We start from the raw sequence: 18,867 nt of genomic DNA, 5'->3' as shown, positions 1-18,867 counted from the left end.
GAATGTAAGGATACGACAGAGTCGAATGGTATTTATCCCGTCAAGATCCCTCAGTAATGACACACAGTCCCTTCGCCAGAGCATGGTGCATCGATAAGAACAGCATCAAAAGTTTCGGGCAGCCAACCACCGAACACTCGCCCATCATAATTGCTGAGAGCTGCATTACGTATTCCACATCGTTCAATATTAGCGTGCAATACTTTAAGGCGACTTGAAGAAAATTCGTTGGCCACTAGTATGCCACAATTTTCCATTTTTGCGGCGATTTGTGATGTTTTGGAGCCAGGCGCAGCAGCCATATCAAGTACACGTGTGAACTCATGATTGGCCTCTTCAAATAAGGCAGATACGGGCATCATGGAGCTTGCTTCTTGGATATAAAATAGGCCACACATATGTTCTGCAGTATTACCTAGTGGAGTAATAGATTCATCTGCTTCGATCCAAAAACCTTCTTTACACCAAGGAATAGGCGATAGTTGCCAGCCTTTTTCTAAAGCTCGGTGAGTAAACTCTTCAACAGAAATTTTAATGGTATTAATTCGAATGCTTTTACGAAGTGGCCGTTGGCACGCGGAAATAAAGTCCGAAATATCCAAAGTATTTGGCATGATGGCCTGCATTTCTTGTAGAAACTCTTCAGGCAAATAGACATTTTGATGCAAAGTAAAGTCTCGTGCGCTTAAAGACTCAAGATTATAACGGATCAAATGAAAAAACGCAGTCTTACACTGCGTTTTTATTGTTATGTCTTTATGGCTTGGGAATGGGGGTTCGCCATTTTTTCCAAGTTTCTTCTGGCGTTGAGTACAAAAAGAAAGACTGACCCTGCACGGCGATAGGTTGAAGAGGAACATTCTCAGGTGTTGAAAAGGTGATCCCCCCTTTGATTATGCTGTCGATTGTTCCTGATTTGATGTTTGCACCACCAAGGCCAATGGAAACATCCACACCTGATGTATTCCAAAAAACACTGTTGGCTCTGACTAGATAGGCGTACTTGGGTTCTATTGAGATTGTGGATACCACTCGGTCAGCAAGCTCACCAAGTCCCACTTCGATGACACGGCCAACTTCTATTTCTCTAAATAAAATTGGCGTACCTATGGTCACGGCACCGAGCGTTTCACTTTGCAATGTGAATAGGATGCCGTCTGTTTCCGAAGGTTGTTTGTGTAAATCAAATTCAAATCTAGATTGACCAGTGCCTGGTTTTACGCTGATTGCCGGCGCCCAAAAGTTTCTCAAATTCTTAACACCACTTAACTCAAGTTTCGGTTGAGCTATCCAAAAGTAACTGCTTTCTTTCGTGATAATGTCCGCGTATTCAGGAAGCAAACGCAGTTTTATTGTCATTGTTTCTTGTTTGAAATTCGGAGTAACTGAGATGACTTCGCCCACTTTTATCCCATTGTACTTCACACTGGTCCCTTTTGAGACTTGGTTTTCACCTTTGGCTTGCAGTGTGATGGTCCGTCCATATTCTCGGGCAGTACGGAAATCTTGATACAATAACCAATGGTCACCTCGCTTGTTTTCAACACTTGGCAGAGAGTCGAAAGCAATACTGCCTTGAATAAGAGTTTTCAAGGGCGCGGCTTTTATGTTTAAGCCTTGCAGACCCGCATCAACTTCTACGCCAGAGTAATTCCAAAAAACGGTATTCTCATTAAGTAAATGTTGGTACTGTTTTTCGATATTTACTTTAACCAGTACGCCACTTTCTATAAGACTAAAATCCGCAATACGGCCCACCTTCAGATTTTTGTAGAGTAGGGGACTTCCTTTACTCACAGGTGGTAATTGTTCCGCAAATAACGTAATAGTTTTTGACCCAGAAACGTTGTATTGAGCTATATCTGCAAGGGATTTACTGGGGTACAAGACATATTCTTTTCGCGGATAATTTTTGCCCTCACTGGTGAAGCTTATAGAGCCAGTGAGCAATTGTTTAGCGGGTGGAACAGAAATGTTAAGTCCTGAGTCTGTTAACTCAGCCGTCGCACTACCTGTGACGAAAAAACGATTTTCTGTTTTTATCAAAGAAGTATAATTTTTGCTAATAAGCAGGTTGATATGAACCTTGTTTTCAACCAAATAAACTTTCGTAACTTCTCCAACGGAAATACCCTTGAAAAGAACGTTCACGCCAGCTTCAAGTCCAAAGGCATTATCTGCGACGAGCGTTATGGTGATAGAATCGGGCTGTTTTTGATTAAACTCATCCTTTTTTATCGCAGTAAAAAAGCGAGATTTCTCACCTTTTCCTGAGACTAAAGTTAGGTAGTTGCCTGTTAATAAGTTAGAGATATTTTTAACACCGGAAAGAGACACTTTTGCTTCTTCAAGAATAAAATGGCTACCCGTTGTCAACATATCAGAAAATGCAGGTTCAATAGCTGCTAGCGCAACAATGTCTTTACGACCATTACTAAATTGTAGGTCACTAATCTGGCCAATTTCGATACCACGGTACATGATAGGTGCGCCTGACGGGCTGATATCATTATCGTCTGGGAGTGTGATTTTTATCGGAATACCTCGACCTGCTGTTTTTAAGTCGCGATATAATCTGAATCGACTATGATCTGTGACAGGCTCGCCACCATCGGGAGAATCTACAGCAATTGACCCACCAATTAATGAACTCAGGCTATCGACTTTTAGATCAACTCCCTGCATCCCAAATGTCGCACCAATACCGCTGACATTCCAAAAGCGACTTTTATCGGTAATGATATTTTTGTATTCATCATGAATTGAAGCATGGATAAGGACATATTTTTCCTCTTCATCCAGTTGATAACTATAAACTTCTCCAATCGGAATTTTTTTGTAAACAATCTGCGATCCAATGGAGATTCCACCAAGGTCATCTGCTCTGAGAGTAATATTAAGACCTTCAGGTGCTCTAATGTCTGCAGGAGGACGTTCTAAAGCACTAAACTTTGTTTCTGGCTCACTTGGAATATCACTAGGTTGAATGGCTATATAGTTACCAGAGACAAGTGCGTCTAGGCCCGAAATACCAGATAAGTTTGCAGTTGGCTTTACCATCCAAAATAAAGTCCTCTGAGAGAGGAGCCTTGTGGCTTCAGGATAGATATCAGCTTCAACGTAAATACTTGATAGATCGTCGGATAATTTAACATCTCGCACTATACCAACTTCGAGCCCGTTATAGCGGATTGTTGTTCTGCCAGCAACAAGGCCCTGCGCATCTGAGAAATGAATTTGAATACGCTCACCCGCGTCCTCAATCGCTTTGAAAACGAGCCAGCCAGCTAATATCAAAGCCAAGGTAGGAAGCAACCATAACGGAGACACTTTATTGCTACGCCTAACTTTGGGTGAATATGAAGGTTGATTTGATGTTGAGTTAGCCATTTGATGTCTCTTTTCTATCTTCTACTTTGGACCCTATAGATTGATCATCCCAAATCAGCCTTGGATCAAAACTTTCTGCTGCAAACATGGTGAATAAGACAACCATACCAAATGCCACGGCACCTACACCGGGTGTAAAGTCGAGAATCTGTCCTCGGTCAATGACGGTCATCATGATGCAAATGACAAATAAGTCCATCATTGACCAACGACCTATCCATTTAATGATGAAATAAATAGTCATTCTTTGACGAGCGTACAACGAATTTTTGAACTTGATCGAGAGCAGTAGATAGGACAAGCCCAAAATTTTTGCTACCGGAACAATGATGCTCGCGACAAAAATGATAATGGCTATTCCCCACATACCACTTTTTACCAGTGATGCAACCCCTGAAAAAATAGTATCCTCCATCCGCCGACCATTGGTAATCAGGATTGATATAGGAATTAAATTAGCGGGAAAAATGGCAATAGCTGATGCAGCAATGTATGCGCAAGTTGCTTGAATAGAGTGTGGCTTACGCCGAAACATGGGTTTATGGCAACGAACACAAACCGTATTACTTGGCTGTGAAAGTTGACAATGAAGGCAATGCATATCTTTATGATGAAAATGGTAACTTTGCTCAGACCTATATTTCTCCCAGTAACTACGAACATTGACTCGACTGACTAAAAGTACTGTCATGAACTGAAGCAGAATAAAACCGTAGAGACCAACACCTATATGTATGTCTGAATAGTCTTGGAGTTTAAAGCAAGACACTGCAATGCTCACAAGAAATACGTCTATCATAACCCAAGCTTTCAGATGTTTAATCGTGTAAAGAGAATATTTTAATGCTTTAAAATGGCAGAGTTTTAGTGAGACATGTGCAGCCAACACAGAAACGCACAGCATAAAGGGAGCGACAGAGCAACAGAAAAATATCAATAATGAAAGGAAAATAAAGCCTTCGTTATAGAGTGTAAGAATTCCTAAGGGTAAGGTAGCGGGTATCATGACACCAAACAAACGAATGCTAATAAATGCAAACAGATGCGATGGTACAAACAACAGAAGACACGCTACGGCAATGGCCAAATTACCAGAGAGCGACGGAGCTCCGCCTTTATAGAGGTGCATACCACAACGAGGGCAGTATGCACTTTTACCTCTCTCTAAAGAGATAGAATCGATCGGAAGCTCACAGCCATGACATAATCGAGTGCGTGATACTCGCTGTTGAGCATTATTAAGCTCTGAGGCGGAAAGAACCATTATATCCACCTACAGTATTGACAATACATATGTTTACGCGTGAGATTGAGTACTACCATATAAAGTTTGATACAAGCCTTCTTGTTTAACCAACTCAACATGTGTTCCTGCCTGCGTTACTTGACCATCTTCTAAAACATAGATCAAATCAGCCTGTTTAACTGCTGACAAACGATGGGCAACAATCAAAGTCGTTCGACCATCCAAAAATTCGGTTAGCGCTCGGTGAAGTGACGCCTCTGTTGATGTGTCTAGTGCCGACGTCGCTTCATCCAAAATAACAAACTTAGGATTAGTTAAGACCATTCGAGCAATGGCTAGTCGCTGCCTTTGCCCGCCTGACAAACGAACGCCGTTGCGTCCTACCTGCGTGTCTAGACCTTCTCTTAGTTGATTGGTGACATCATCCAATTGCGCTACTTTTAACGCATTCCAGAGAGCTGAATCTTCGAACTCAGACCCGAGAGTCAAATTATGCCTTAAAGTGTCGTTAAATAGTATAGGTTGCTGTAATACAACAGCTATATTTTGCCGTATTATGTCAAAACCTATAGATTCTGTCGGTTGACCATTAAATCTAATGGTCCCAGAATCCTGACGATATACGCCGATTAAAAGCTGAATCAACGTTGATTTCCCTCCGCCACTTGCTCCAACCAGCGCGACCTTTTTGCCAGGGGGAATATGCAGACTAAGCTGATTAAGGACTTTGGACTCGTCATTGTAAGAGAAGTCAACGTTCTCTATATCTATGGTGATTTTCGAACTGCCAATAAATGGATTGACTGTACTTTTAGGGCGTTGTTCTTCATCCAGCTCCAATAAAGTGTTGATTCTTTGTAACGCTGCTTTTGCGCTATACCACGAGAATTGAATACTTAGCAACTCCTGAACTGGGCCTAGCATAAACCATAGATAACCAAAAACAGCGAATATTTGTCCTATGGTTAAATCGCTAAATAAAACCATCAGCATGGCGATGGCGCGAAATAGCTCGAACCCGATGAGGAATAAAAGGAAAGAAAGGCGTCCCGCTGCTTCTGATTGCCAAGTATATTTATCTGCATCTAGACGAATCTGATTGGCATGTTGTTTTAGCTCGGCTAAAAACTCACGTTCTCTATTTGCTGCTCTTAGCTGGTAAATTCCATCCAAAGTTTCAACGAGGCGGTTTTGAAATCGTTCGAAGGATTGATTCTCTCTCAATTTTAGATCCTTCACTTTATTACCAAGTTTGCGAGAGAAATAAATTACAATCGGATTAACCAGAAGAATAAATAGACCAAGACGCCATTCTAGCCACAGCAGTACGCAGGCGGTTCCAAGTACAGTCAACAGCCCAATTAGGAATTTGCTTAATGTCGCGCCAATAAACTTATCTATCGTCTCTACATCAGTTATCAAATGAGCATTGACACCACCACTACCGCGTGTTTCGTACTGCTTCATACTAATCCGTCCGAGTTTATCAAGCATTTTGCTGCGCATTTGATAAGTGATGTCTTTTGAGATCAGTGTAAACTGACGGCCTTGGAGAATATTGAGGGCTTGACTCGCGGTTCGCAATAGAACCACAAACCCTAGAGTCAAGAAGATGTAACCAGTAGGAGTGTGTAGATATTCTGGCAATATTACATTCATCACTTTGATACCTTTGCCAGGTTGATTCAATAATACTTCATCAACCATAAGTGGCATCAATAGGGGAATGGGTACGCTGAGCAAGGTTGCAAATAATGCGATAATATTTGCGATCACAAGTCGAGATTTGTGCTTATTTACTTGAGTAATTAGCCAAGAACGGCTAATGGTATTTGCTCTTTGAGGCATGCTGGTAACGCTACATTTTTTTGAAGAGGTATGATTAATTGTACGTTGTTCCATTAGCCAAGTCTTTTAAATTCGGAAACTAGTATGAAAATAGAACACTATGAGCGTCTCACCAAGCAGGCAATAGCTCTTTTAGAGAATGAACAAAATCTCATTGCTAACTTGGCCAACTTGAGTGCTTTGTTGAATATGGAGCTGGAAAATATCAATTGGGTAGGTTTTTATTTGTTACAGGGTAATGAATTGATTCTAGGTCCATTCCAAGGCAAACCTGCTTGTGTCAGAATTCCAGTAGGTCAAGGAGTGTGTGGTACTGCAATCGTCAAAAATAAGGGGTTAAGGATTGATGATGTGCATCAATTTGATGGACATATAGCATGCGATTCTGCGAGTAACTCAGAAATAGTCATTCCGTTTCAAATTGGTGGCAACATTGCAGGGGTCCTTGATATCGATAGCCCTCAACTGAGCCGTTTTGGTGAAATTGATGAACAAGGTTTAACATTTTTGATGAGTGAAGTAGAAAAGCTGCTTAATTCACACGCTATCAGTACATAAATTCAATATTGACGGTGGTTTTTCGTTTTCAGGTCACTATAATACCTGAAATATTTATCTGAATGCTCGCGGACGATACCGCACTAACCAGGACCCCCCATGGAAAACACTGAAAAGTTAAAAAATAGCAAAGAAGTGATTGCATATATTGCTGAATGTTTCCCTAAGTGCTTTACTTTAGAAGGTGAAGCTAAGCCGCTCAAAATTGGTATTTTTCAAGATCTTGCGGATCGCCTTACGGATGACCCGAAGGTAAGTAAAACCCAGATTCGTGCAGCATTGAGACAGTATACTTCTTCATGGCGTTATCTACATGGTGTTAAATCTGGTGCTGTTCGTGTGGACCTTGATGGTAATCCAGCAGGCGAGTTAGAGGAAGAACATGTTGAACATGCAAAAACGGCACTAGCAGAGAGCAAGGCTAAAGTTCAGGCTCGTCGTAAAGAGCAGGCTCAAAAAGCGAGAGAAGAAAGCAAAGCAAAAGCAAAACCAGTAGCTAAAAAGCCACAAAACCGTCGTCCACAACAGAACAAAGTGAATGAAGTCAGTCCCCCCGCAGAAACAAGAGCTCTGACAGTGGAAGAGATTACAATTGGTAATCAAGTCAATGTCAATATGGGTAAGGGGAATATGGCTGCGACTATCGTTGAAATTAATAAGGAAGATGTGCGTGTTCAACTGCCAAATGGCCTACAAATGGTCGTAAAAGCGGAGCACCTGCGCGCTTAAAGGAGATACTCCTACGCATGAAATGCCGTTCAAAATTGTCGCTGATCACTGCCAGCCTATGGTTGGCAGTCTCACCAGCATATGCTCTAAAAGCAACTATCGCTTTAGACGATCTTCCAGTGCTAGAGCCCGAAGCTCAGCACTCAACAGCAAGTAAACGAGTAACATCTCGCTTTACTCGCTCTCACTATAAACATTTCACATTAAATGATGAGCTCTCCGAGGCAATATTCCAAAGATATGTCGAATCTTTAGATTTCAATCGAAATATATTTACTCAGTCTGACATTCAATCGTTTAAAAAGTGGGCGTCTAAGTTAGATGATCAGTTAAAATCTGGCGACAATCAAGTTGCATTTGATGTTTACAATATCTCATTGAAGCGCCGTTACGAACGTTTTGTTTATGCTTTATCTCTGCTTGATAAAGAAATGAAATTCGATATTGATGAAAGTATCCAGTTAGATCGAAGTAAGGCAGATTGGCCCAAAGATAACCAAGAGTTAGACGAACTTTGGAGAAAGCGAGTTAAATACGATGCTTTAAATCTAAAGTTAACTGGAAAAGATTGGGATGAAATCAAAGATGTTTTGGGTAAGCGTTATAACAATGCTCTAAAACGTCTAAGCCAGACTCATAACGAAGATGCTTTTCAACTGTACATGAACGCGTTTGCAAGGGAAGTCGACCCCCATACTAGCTACCTTTCTCCGCGAAATGCAGAGCAGTTCCAGACAGAAATGAATCTTTCACTTGAAGGCATTGGAGCAGTATTGCAAATGACGGACGATTATACTGTCATTCGATCTCTAGTTGCAGGAGGTCCAGCTTCAAAAAGCAAGCAGATCGATGAAGGTGATAGAATAATTGGTGTCGGTCAAGATGGTGAGGATATTGTCGACGTAATTGGTTGGCGTCTGGATGATGTCGTACAACTGATTAAAGGACCAAAAGGAACTAAGGTCAATCTACAGGTTTTACCTGAAGGTAAGGATGCAAAAGCACATATCATCACTATCGTTAGAGATAAAATTCGCCTTGAAGATCGTGCAGTTAAGTCAGAAATTATTGATCGAGACGGCAAGAAAATCGGAGTTTTAGAAGTACCAAGCTTCTATGTTGGTCTTGCCAAAGATACTGATAAGCTCATTACTGAAATGAAAGCAAAAGGTATTGATGGCATCATAGTGGACTTGCGCAACAACGGAGGCGGGGCACTTACGGAAGCTACCTCTTTATCCGGTTTATTTATTACTAGTGGGCCGATTGTTCAAGTACGTGATAGCTACGGTAGGGTAAATGTAAATAGCGATACGGACGGTGAAGTGAGTTATGATGGCCCAATGACGGTTTTGATTAACAGGTACAGTGCATCCGCATCAGAGATTTTTGCAGCTGCGATGCAGGATTATGGGCGCGCAATCATTCTAGGTGAAAACTCTTTTGGTAAGGGTACGGTACAACAACATCGTTCTCTGAACCACATTTACGACTTGTTTGATAAAGAGCTAGGATACGTTCAGTATACAATACAAAAATTCTACCGTATTGATGGTGGCAGCACTCAGAACAAAGGCGTTATTCCTGACATTGCTTACCCAACGCCTGTTGAGCATAGTGAAACAGGGGAAAGCGTTGAAGATAACGCTCTACCATGGGATAGCATAGATAAGGCAAACTACAAGGTGTTACAGCGTAACGAAAAGCTAATCAAAAAGCTTAATTCGTTACATCAAGCTCGTGTCGCGAGTGAACCTGAGTTCAAGTTTATAGCTGAAGACATTGCTCGTTATAAAGCTGAAAAAGATGACAACAAATTATCTCTCAGTGAAAAAGTGCGCAAGCAAGAAAGTCAAAAGGCTGATGATGACCGTTTAGCACGTATCAATCATCGGCAAAAGACACTTGGAAAAAAACCATATAAGTCTCTTGAAGATGTACCCAAAGACTATGAAGCTCCGGACGTATATCTTGATGAGTCTGTAGCAGTAATGGTCGACATACTTAAAGCATCGAAGAAGAAGACCATTTAACCTCAACTGATGAGAAAGCGGGCTGTAAAAAGCTCGCTTTTTTCTTATTTATCGTGAGCTAGATCCAAATTTTTCGCATATTTGTGCTTCAGAGCCTAAGCTTAAAGAAAAGAGCGAGGTGCACTATGAGATGGATCGGATTTTTGCTTACATGTTTAAGTCTATCTTGTCTTGCTAATGAAGTACGCGATAACAGTGACTTAACACAGTTTGATCAGCCATTTTTGCTCGGTGATTGGTATCTTGTTAACCCTAATCCAGAACAATCTGAAGAAAATTTTTTGGCTATCAAATTGAACTTGGATTCAACATACAGCTTTAAGATAGATATCCAAAAACGTGATTACTCAGTTGACCATTGGGAAGGTTTATATATGGCCAACGATGATACGCTTATCCTTGGAATGAATACGCCAGAGCCTCAGACTTACAGCTATTCAAGTAATCACAATATGCTTAATTTAAACGGTGTTGTATTTACGAAAGCGTTATCAAATGCTTTGGCTGGAATGTGGTCTAGTGCCCAGTTGAGTGGCGAAGAGTTTGTCACCAGTGAAGTTCAGCAAATGGACCTGATTTTACAACCTGACTTTGTGTTTATGTTTAGGGTTAGCAACGATGATGGTGATGAAGCGATTCACAAAGGGGTGTATTACACCGAAGGCGAACATCTTGTATTACTGTACGAAAATGGTGAACATGAGACGAGATACAGTTTAAATAGCGATATTCTCACCTTGGAGATGGAAGAAGGAGCACTCTATGCAGTGCTTAACCGCGTGAGATAACACCACCACAAATTGTTTCTGTTGGAGACGAGGTATTGGTAAACAATATCTCGTTTTTTTGTTGTGATAAGGGTAATCTGTTCTTCACGTAGGAGAATAAATTTCTGCCACCTATTTCAGCATACATAGAATTGTCAGATTATTCTTTTCCTCTTAATTGTCTAAGTCAGAGCAAAGCCGAATTTTAGGATAAATGTTCATCGGATGACCATTTACTTGCACATTCTGGTAAGAGACCTCACATTACATGACATATTAGTTAGAAGGATTTCGAAATGGCTCAAACACCTCAAGCCAAGTACCGCAAAGATTACACACCACCGTCACACACAATTTCAAGCATTGATTTGGTTTTTGATCTTTATGACAACAATACTAAAGTAACAGCGGTTTCAAAAGTTACCCAACTTGAACAAGATAATGTTCTCCATCTAGATGGTGAACACCTCAAACTTACAAGTATTGAGGTAAATGAAGAGAAATGGACGAGATTTGAACAAGTTGAGGGTGGGATCGTTATCTCAGGGCTTCCGCAGGAATTCGAGCTAAAAGTGGTCACTGAGATTGATCCGGAGGCCAATACGGCTTTGGAAGGTTTGTATAAGTCCGGCGGTGCGTTTTGTACTCAATGTGAAGCAGAGGGCTTTCGTAGAATTACCTACTATTTAGACAGGCCGGATGTACTCGCAAAATACACAACAAAAGTCATCGCAGATAAAACACAATATCCGTATTTGTTGAGCAACGGCAATCGTATTGCAGAAGGGGTACTAGAAAATGGCCGCCATTGGGTACAATGGCAGGACCCTCATCCCAAACCCGCTTATTTATTTGCTCTAGTCGCGGGTGACTTTGATGTTCTACGCGATAAATACGTTACTAAATCAGGACGTAATGTTGAACTTGAAATTTTTGTCGACAAAGGGAACCTTGACAGAGCCTCTCATGCAATGACATCGCTCATCAATTCTATGAAGTGGGATGAGGAGCGTTTTGACCTTGAGTATGATCTTGATATCTACATGATTGTGGCCGTTGACTTTTTCAATATGGGCGCGATGGAAAACAAAGGGTTAAACATTTTTAACTCTAAGTTTGTTTTAGCGAATGAGCAAACGGCGACTGATACAGACTATTTAGGCATCGAGGCGGTGATTGGCCATGAATATTTTCACAACTGGACGGGCAATCGAGTAACCTGTAGAGATTGGTTTCAGTTAAGCCTTAAAGAAGGGCTAACTGTATTTCGTGATCAAGAGTTCTCATCAGATTTAGGCTCTCGGGCTGTCAATCGGATTAATAATGTCCGTATTATTAGAGGCCCTCAGTTTGCTGAGGATGCGAGCCCGATGTCTCATCCCATTCGCCCTGAGAAAGTCATTGAAATGAATAATTTTTACACCTTAACTGTCTATGAAAAAGGCAGTGAGGTGATAAGAATGATGCATACTCTACTGGGTGAAGAAGCTTTTCAGAAGGGCATGAAGTTATATTTTCAACGTCACGATGGTACTGCAGCAACGTGCGAAGATTTTGTCGCGGCAATGGAAGACGCCTCCGGCGTTGACCTGAAACAATTTAGATTGTGGTATAGTCAATCGGGTACTCCAACAGTATCGATCGAAAGTGAATATAACTCGGAAAAACAAACTTATTCTCTGGTCGTGTCTCAGAGTACAGAAGCTACCCACGACCAGCAAGATAAGCAGCCATTACATATCCCCTTAGATATAGAGCTCTATACAAACAATGGCCAAGTTATAGAGTTACAATGTAACGGAGTGAGGGTGGGCAACATCCTCAACGTCACCGAAGAAAAGCAAACTTTTGTTTTTGAAAATGTAACAGAGAATCCGATACCCTCGCTATTGCGCGATTTTTCTGCTCCCGTAATATTGGAATACGACTATAGCGATGACGAGTTAGCCTTCTTAATGACGCAGGCTAAAAATGATTTTTCCCGTTGGGATGCAGGGCAAACTCTGTTGGCAAAATATATTCGTAGCAATGTCACAGCCGTGCAAGGCAACAAAGATATTACGTTACCCCCGTCTTTAATCGATGCTTTTAGAGGGGTTTTACTGTCCGAAACATTGGAACCTGCATTGATAGCTGAAGTTATGACTCTTCCAAGCCATAACGAGGTGTCGGGTTGGTACAATCGAGTCGATGTGGATGCCATTGCGAAAGTGCTGAAAGCGATTAAAGTTAAGCTAGCGAATGCATTGGAAGACGAATTCAGTTCGCTTTATCATACTTTACAACAAGCACAATACAGCATTACGCATCAAGCAATAGGCATGCGGTCACTACGTAATACAGCCTTGTCTTATCTCGCCTACACTGACAATGGTAATCAATTGATAAATAGTCAATATTTCTCAGCAAACAATATGACAGACACAATTGCGGCAATGAGTTCAGCAAACAGTGCTCAGTTAGAATGCCGTGAAACATTGATGGCTGATTACAGTGAGAAGTGGAAGCACGATGGGCTGGTTATGGACAAATGGTTTGCTCTACAAGGGTCTAACCCTGCTGATAACGCATTAGAAGTCATCAAATCAACAATGGATCACGAATCATTTAGTCTCAAAAATCCAAACCGCATTAGGAATTTAATCGGTTCATTCCTAAACATGAACCCAGTACAGTTTCATGCAAAATCAGGAGAAGGATACTTGTTTGCGGGCAAAATCCTTAAAGAGTTAAATACAAGTAATCCTCAAGTTGCTTCTCGTTTAATTGATCCTTTGCTTAAGTTCCGCAAATATGATGAAACACGACAAAGCATGATAAAAGTGGAGCTAGAAAAGTTAAGAGCCATGGATAACCTTGCAAATGATCTGTTTGAGAAGGTAAGCAAAGCATTGGACTCATAGTCTCAAAGCATAAAGCAGTGGTACTGTATGTGCTGCTGCTTTACTATACGTTGCTACAAAGCTAAAAAATCGACTGTGTAAATGAACCAGTACTATTTTTCACTTAACATCTCGTACCAAACTTTCTTAGCTCACTACAGTGGCGTAGCGAGTAATGTCCTTGTCACTACCGAAAATGGATTACGGCTGCAGCTTTCTGCGATTAAATTTCGTCCATTTCTTAGCCAAATTGGTCTCAATGGACGCTTTCGCCTGACAACTGACCAAAATAATAAGTTTATAAAGCTGGAAATGCTGTGAGCAATTGATTCTATAAGACTTTAAATAGAACCTTAGTCACATTATCAAACATTTCACCTCTTACCACTCCCAAAAGAATTAACCATTTATCAATAAAGCTTTTACAATAAAGCGGCATTACCCGTGTTAAGCACTATGCTTACAACAGCCCTCAAAAATATATAAAATTCTAATTGTGGAGTGTGATTATGACCGCGCGTGAAACTTTAATGCCGGTTCTGCTTGAAAAGGTCTACAAACTGATTCAAGACAAACTCGAGCTTGCTCATCAACCCCTTGTCACTCAACTTGCTCAGCATTTATTTAGCAATATTTCTCATGACGACCTTGTCGAAAGGAATGAATCTGATCTTTATGGTGCAATTATCAGCCTTTGGCACCACATAAACGAGAAGAAACCCGGCGAAGTCTCTGTAAGAGTGTTTAACCCAACTGTGAGTCGTCAAGGATGGCAATCCACCCACACTATCGTAGAAATCGTTGTTCCAGATACGCCTTTTCTCGTAGATTCTGTAAAAATGGCCCTGAGCCGATTAGATTTAGCATCTCATTTGATGCTTCATGGCCCCACTCAGATTGAGCGTAACAAGTCTGGCGATGTGACTTCTATCAATCAAGGAAAAGGAACACTTAAGTCTTTGTTCCATATGGAAGTTGATAGACTTAGCTCTAAAGAAACGATGTCCTTGCTGCGTGAAGAGCTTAAGAAAATTATCACAGACACGGCGTTAGTGGTGCATGACTGGTTGCTGATGGTTGAGAAACTTGAAGATGTGACTAATCAAGTTGAAGCGCAGAAAGGTCATGTTGCGATCGACAGTGACCGCTACGATGAAACTGTTAAGTTCCTTCGCTGGCTAGGTAACCATAATTTTACATTTATGGGCTATAAAGAGTATGACTTAGTCAGTGTTGATGGTGATACAGAATTAAGACCAACTGAAGATAAAGGGCTTGGCCTATTTGCCAATAGTAATCGTGTTCGTAGCGTTAAGCTATCTGATTTCCCTGATTCGGCTCGTATAGAGGCTACCAAACCTTTCTTGCTCATCATGACGAAAGGTAATACTCAGTCACATATTCACCGACCCGCTTATACCGATTATATCGGCATCAAAAAGTTCAACAAGAATGGCAAAGTCATCGGTGAACATAGATTCACGGGACTATACACGTCAGCAGTATACAACCAAAGCGTTGCGAGCATACCTCTGATCCGAGAAAAAGTAGAACGTATTTTGGCTGCAAGTGGGTATCGTGAAGGTTCTTATGCATTTAAGGCCTTACACAACATTTTAGAAAACTATCCACGTGATGAACTACTTCAAGCTAACGAGGATGAATTGCTAGAAGTCGGCATGGGCGTTGTTCAAATGCAAGATCGTGACATGCTGCGCCTCTTCGTTCGTAAAGACCCATTTGGGCGTTTCTTCAGTTGCATGGTCTATGTCAACAAAGACCGATACAACACAGAGCTCAGACGTCAAACTCAAAAAATACTTAAGCAATATTTTGGTTGTGATAATGATGTTGAGTTCACGACTTATTTCTCTGAAAGTCCACTTGCCAGAACACATTATATTGTTCGTGTTGATAACAACAACATGGACGTTGACGTCAAAATGATTGAGCAAAATTTAATGGAAGCATCTTCAACTTGGGACGACCGCCTCTCTGATGCGATCGTAGCGAATTTTGGTGAAAGTAAAGGTCTTCCACTAGCGAAAGAGTATTTACATGCATTCCCACGTTCATATAAAGAAGATGTTATGCCTGGCTCTGCAGTCTCTGACATCGAACGAATTGAATCACTGAGTGATGATAACCGACTAGGGATGTTGTTTTATCGTCCCCAAGAGCTGGCTTCAGATTCCAAATCGGTTCGATTAAAGCTGTATCACCGTGATGAGCCTATTCACCTCTCAGATGTTATGCCGATGCTTGAGAACTTAGGCCTACGTGTCATTGGTGAATCTCCGTATGAAGTGCGTAAAGCGGATGGTCACGTATACTGGATTCTCGACTTCTCTATGTTGCATAAAAGTGAGAAGAGTGTCGATCTTCGTGAAGCACGGGATAGATTCCAACAAGCCTTCGCTGCAATATGGGCTGGAGATTTGGAAAGTGATGGTTTCAATAGGCTCGTACTAGGAGCATCGCTGACTGGTCGTGAGATTTCTATTCTTCGTGCCTACGCAAGGTACATGCGTCAAGTTGGTTTTCCATTCAGTCAACAATATATAGAAGATACATTAAGTTACTATCCTGAGTTAGCAAAAGGGCTAGTATCTTTATTTACTAAACGTTTTGACCCCAAACATAAGGGGAGCCAAAAAGGTCAGACAGAACTCATCAATGCCATGACAGAACAACTTGATCATGTCGAAAGCTTGGATGATGACCGAATTATCCGCCGCTATATGGAAATGATTTCTGCTACCTTAAGAACCAATTACTATCAAGTGGATGAGAATAAGCAACCTAAGCCTTGGTTGTCTTTAAAGATGAAGCCGAGAGATATCCCTGAGATCCCACAGCCTGTCCCTGCATTTGAAATCTTTGTTTATGCACCCGATATAGAAGGTGTCCACTTAAGAGGCGGTAAAGTAGCACGTGGTGGTTTGAGATGGTCGGATCGCCAAGAAGATTTCCGTACCGAAATTCTCGGTCTAGTAAAAGCTCAGCAAGTTAAAAATACGGTTATTGTGCCTGTAGGTGCAAAGGGTGGTTTCGTTTGTAAACGTCAACACAATTTAAGTAATAGAGACGAAATTTTCGCTGAAGGACAGCGTTGCTACAAGCGCTTTATTCGTGCGCTTTTAGATGTGTCAGACAACATTATCGAGGGAGAAGTTATACCTCCGAAAAATGTTGTACGTCATGACGAAGATGATCCGTACTTAGTTGTCGCTGCCGACAAAGGGACAGCAACCTTCTCTGATTTGGCGAACTCAGTGTCTGAAGAATATAACTTCTGGCTTGGAGATGCCTTTGCATCGGGCGGCTCAAATGGTTATGACCACAAGGCGATGGGTATCACAGCTAAAGGTGGATGGGAATCCGTAAAACGCCACTTTAGAGAGATGGGTATCGACTGCCAAACGACCGATTTTACTGCCGTGGGCATTGGTGATATGGCTGGTGATGTATTTGGTAATGGCATGCTGCTATCGAAACACATTCGTTTGCAAGCCGCATTCAACCACTTGCATATCTTTATTGATCCCAACCCAGATTCTGCGAAAAGCTGGAAAGAACGTGATCGTTTGTTCAAATTGCCACGTTCAAGTTGGGAAGATTACAACGCCAAGCTGATTTCCAAAGGAGGTGGTATATTCTCACGTAGAGCTAAATCCATCTCACTTACACCCGAAATTCAAAAAATGATCGGGACTAAGAAAACCTCTTTACCGCCAAATGATCTGATCAAGAAAATCCTGAAAATGGAAGTTGATTTGTTGTGGAATGGCGGAATAGGTACTTACGTTAAATCGGCAAGTGAAACCCACACTGATGTTGGCGATCGTGCTAATGATGTTCTGCGCATTGATGGTCGAGACTTACGAGCAAAAGTTGTTGGCGAAGGTGGCAACTTGGGCATGACTCAACTCGGTCGTGTTGAATATGCCCTTACCGGCGGGCGTGTGAACACAGATTTTGTTGACAACGTAGGGGGAGTAGATTGCTCGGATAACGAAGTAAATATTAAAATCTTCCTCAACGGACTTGTTGCCAATGGCGACCTGACTGTGAAACAGCGCAACAAGATTCTGGAATCCATGGAAGACGAAGTGGGTGAAATTGTTTTAGATGATGCCTACTGTCAATCTGAGTCTATCTCGGTAACAGAGCAACGTGGTACTGGTATCGTTAAAGAGCAAATTCGTTTTATTCATGATATGGAAAAAGCGGGTCACTTAGATCGAGCGTTAGAATATATTCCTGATGATGAAACGCTCCTTGAGCGTGAGAAACTCGGTCAAGCTTTGACACGTCCTGAGCTAGCGGTATTGGTCGCTTATGGCAAAATGGTGTTAAAAGAAGATCTCGTTCATGATGATATTGCCAATGACGATTATCATGCTCAGCAATTAGTGAATTACTTCCCAACTGAGTTACGACGTAAATACAGTGACCAAATGAATAACCATCCTCTGCGAGCCGAAATTATCGCAACGGCACTAGCAAATCAAATGGTTAATGAGATGGGATGCAACTATGTTACCCGTATGCAAGAGGAAACAGGTGCACATATTGTCGATATCGCGAATGCTTACGCTGCTTGTCGAGAAATTTTTGGTTTAGATAAGGTATTCACATCAATACGTGAACTCGATAACAAAGCTTCCACTACAGCTCAATATGATATGATGTTTTATGTACGTAGAACAATGAGAAGGTTATCACGTTGGGTGCTGCGCAATAGAACAGGACGTCAATGCGTAAAAGAGCTTGTTGAACTTTATCAAGGTGATGTAGAAACCATCAATGCAAAATTGAATGAGATCTTGGTACCTGCTGAAGTCGAAGAACACAAGCAGATGGCGCAGTCTTGGATTGAGCAAGGCATTACACCAGAAACCGCGATCTACGTATCTCGCTTATCAAGCCTGTACTCAGTGTTCGATATTTCTACGGTCTCTCGAGAAAAAGGCATTTCCGTCGAACAGGTTGCAAAACTTTATTTCCATCTAGGTGATAGACTTTCTCTGCATTGGTTCCTAAGCCAAATTAATGCACAAGCAGTTGATAACAACTGGCAAGCATTGGCTCGTGCGGCGTTTAGAGAAGACCTCGATTGGCAGCAGCGTCAGCTTACTGGACAAGTTCTTAGCTGCAACTGCACACCTGAAAAGCTAGACGTGATGAAAGCATTAGATGACTGGATTGCTAGTAATGAGGAGTCATTACACAGATGGGAAAACATCCTCAATGAATTCAAAGTTGGTTCTGTGCACGAGTTTGCTAAATTCTCAGTTGCCTTACGCGAGCTTATGCTTCTTAACTTAAATTGTGCAGCGAATGAGTAGAGAACATATTTCATTGAATTATGCGGTAAAACAGTAAATAATAACGCCCCGTTTATACGGGGC

Annotated in this window: 10 protein-coding genes and 1 pseudogene; 7 read left to right on the top strand and 4 right to left on the bottom strand. The window is 41.5% G+C overall.

Going from position 1 to position 18,867, the window contains the following annotated elements; genetic code table 11:
- Positions 1-62 precede the first annotated feature (62 nt).
- The 4 genes and pseudogenes from yebU to QQK21_RS15770 all read right to left on the bottom strand — a co-directional run.
- Positions 63-668, bottom strand: a pseudogene (yebU, locus tag QQK21_RS15785) (16S rRNA (cytosine(1407)-C(5))-methyltransferase RsmF); the annotation flags it as partial.
- An 88-nt stretch (positions 669-756) separates the two neighbouring features.
- Entirely contained in the window at positions 757-3,390 is a 2,634-nt protein-coding gene (locus tag QQK21_RS15780; RefSeq protein ID WP_284193143.1) for an MlaD family protein, read from the bottom strand.
- The gene (locus QQK21_RS15775) at positions 3,383-4,654 is read right to left on the bottom strand and encodes a paraquat-inducible protein A (protein ID WP_284193142.1); all 1,272 of its coding nucleotides are present in this window, start codon (positions 4,652-4,654) and stop codon (positions 3,383-3,385) included. The genes QQK21_RS15780 and QQK21_RS15775 overlap by 8 nt, the downstream gene beginning before the upstream one ends.
- 33 nt (positions 4,655-4,687) lie before the next feature.
- Positions 4,688-6,484 (bottom strand): ABC transporter ATP-binding protein, encoded by a 1,797-nt coding sequence (locus tag QQK21_RS15770; protein WP_284193147.1) that lies wholly within the window; start codon positions 6,482-6,484, stop codon positions 4,688-4,690.
- Positions 6,485-6,568: 84 nt separating this feature from the next.
- Here QQK21_RS15770 and QQK21_RS15765 point away from each other — a divergent pair, with 84 nt between their 5' ends.
- The 7 genes from QQK21_RS15765 (at position 6,569) to QQK21_RS15735 (ending at position 18,804) form a co-directional block, all read left to right on the top strand.
- Positions 6,569-7,042 carry a GAF domain-containing protein gene (locus QQK21_RS15765; protein WP_284193141.1) on the top strand — a complete coding sequence of 158 codons (474 nt, stop codon included), beginning with the start codon at positions 6,569-6,571 and terminating at the stop codon, positions 7,040-7,042.
- 99 nt (positions 7,043-7,141) lie between these two features.
- Positions 7,142-7,771 carry an RNA chaperone ProQ gene (gene proQ / locus QQK21_RS15760; RefSeq protein WP_284193140.1) on the top strand — a complete coding sequence of 210 codons (630 nt, stop codon included), beginning with the start codon at positions 7,142-7,144 and terminating at the stop codon, positions 7,769-7,771.
- A gap of 17 nt (positions 7,772-7,788) precedes the next feature.
- Positions 7,789-9,804 (top strand): carboxy terminal-processing peptidase, encoded by a 2,016-nt coding sequence (prc, locus tag QQK21_RS15755; RefSeq protein ID WP_284193139.1) that lies wholly within the window; start codon positions 7,789-7,791, stop codon positions 9,802-9,804.
- A gap of 125 nt (positions 9,805-9,929) precedes the next feature.
- Entirely contained in the window at positions 9,930-10,592 is a 663-nt protein-coding gene (locus QQK21_RS15750) for a hypothetical protein (protein WP_284193138.1), read from the top strand.
- 275 nt (positions 10,593-10,867) lie between these two features.
- Entirely contained in the window at positions 10,868-13,474 is a 2,607-nt protein-coding gene (pepN, locus tag QQK21_RS15745) for an aminopeptidase N (RefSeq protein ID WP_284193137.1), read from the top strand.
- A gap of 81 nt (positions 13,475-13,555) precedes the next feature.
- A complete protein-coding gene (locus QQK21_RS15740) occupies positions 13,556-13,774 on the top strand; it encodes a DUF2835 domain-containing protein (protein ID WP_284193136.1) in 219 nt (72 codons plus the stop codon).
- 188 nt (positions 13,775-13,962) lie between these two features.
- Positions 13,963-18,804 carry an NAD-glutamate dehydrogenase gene (locus QQK21_RS15735; protein ID WP_284193135.1) on the top strand — a complete coding sequence of 1,614 codons (4,842 nt, stop codon included), beginning with the start codon at positions 13,963-13,965 and terminating at the stop codon, positions 18,802-18,804.
- The last annotated feature ends 63 nt before the right edge of the window (positions 18,805-18,867 follow it).

Source organism: Vibrio zhanjiangensis (assembly GCF_030161235.1).
GTDB lineage: Bacteria > Pseudomonadota > Gammaproteobacteria > Enterobacterales > Vibrionaceae > Vibrio > Vibrio zhanjiangensis.
The sequence above is the reverse complement of the archived record's forward strand: the minus strand, read 5'-3'. Positions and strand labels throughout refer to the sequence as shown.

Coding starts and splice junctions, on each gene's coding strand:
- QQK21_RS15780 (WP_284193143.1), bottom strand. CDS start 3,390: ATGGCTAACTCAACATCAAATCAACCTTCATATTCACCCAAAGTTAGG.
- QQK21_RS15775 (WP_284193142.1), bottom strand. CDS start 4,654: ATGGTTCTTTCCGCCTCAGAGCTTAATAATGCTCAACAGCGAGTATCA.
- QQK21_RS15770 (WP_284193147.1), bottom strand. CDS start 6,484: ATGCCTCAAAGAGCAAATACCATTAGCCGTTCTTGGCTAATTACTCAA.
- QQK21_RS15765 (WP_284193141.1), top strand. CDS start 6,569: ATGAAAATAGAACACTATGAGCGTCTCACCAAGCAGGCAATAGCTCTT.
- proQ (WP_284193140.1), top strand. CDS start 7,142: ATGGAAAACACTGAAAAGTTAAAAAATAGCAAAGAAGTGATTGCATAT.
- prc (WP_284193139.1), top strand. CDS start 7,789: ATGAAATGCCGTTCAAAATTGTCGCTGATCACTGCCAGCCTATGGTTG.
- QQK21_RS15750 (WP_284193138.1), top strand. CDS start 9,930: ATGAGATGGATCGGATTTTTGCTTACATGTTTAAGTCTATCTTGTCTT.
- pepN (WP_284193137.1), top strand. CDS start 10,868: ATGGCTCAAACACCTCAAGCCAAGTACCGCAAAGATTACACACCACCG.
- QQK21_RS15740 (WP_284193136.1), top strand. CDS start 13,556: ATGAACCAGTACTATTTTTCACTTAACATCTCGTACCAAACTTTCTTA.
- QQK21_RS15735 (WP_284193135.1), top strand. CDS start 13,963: ATGACCGCGCGTGAAACTTTAATGCCGGTTCTGCTTGAAAAGGTCTAC.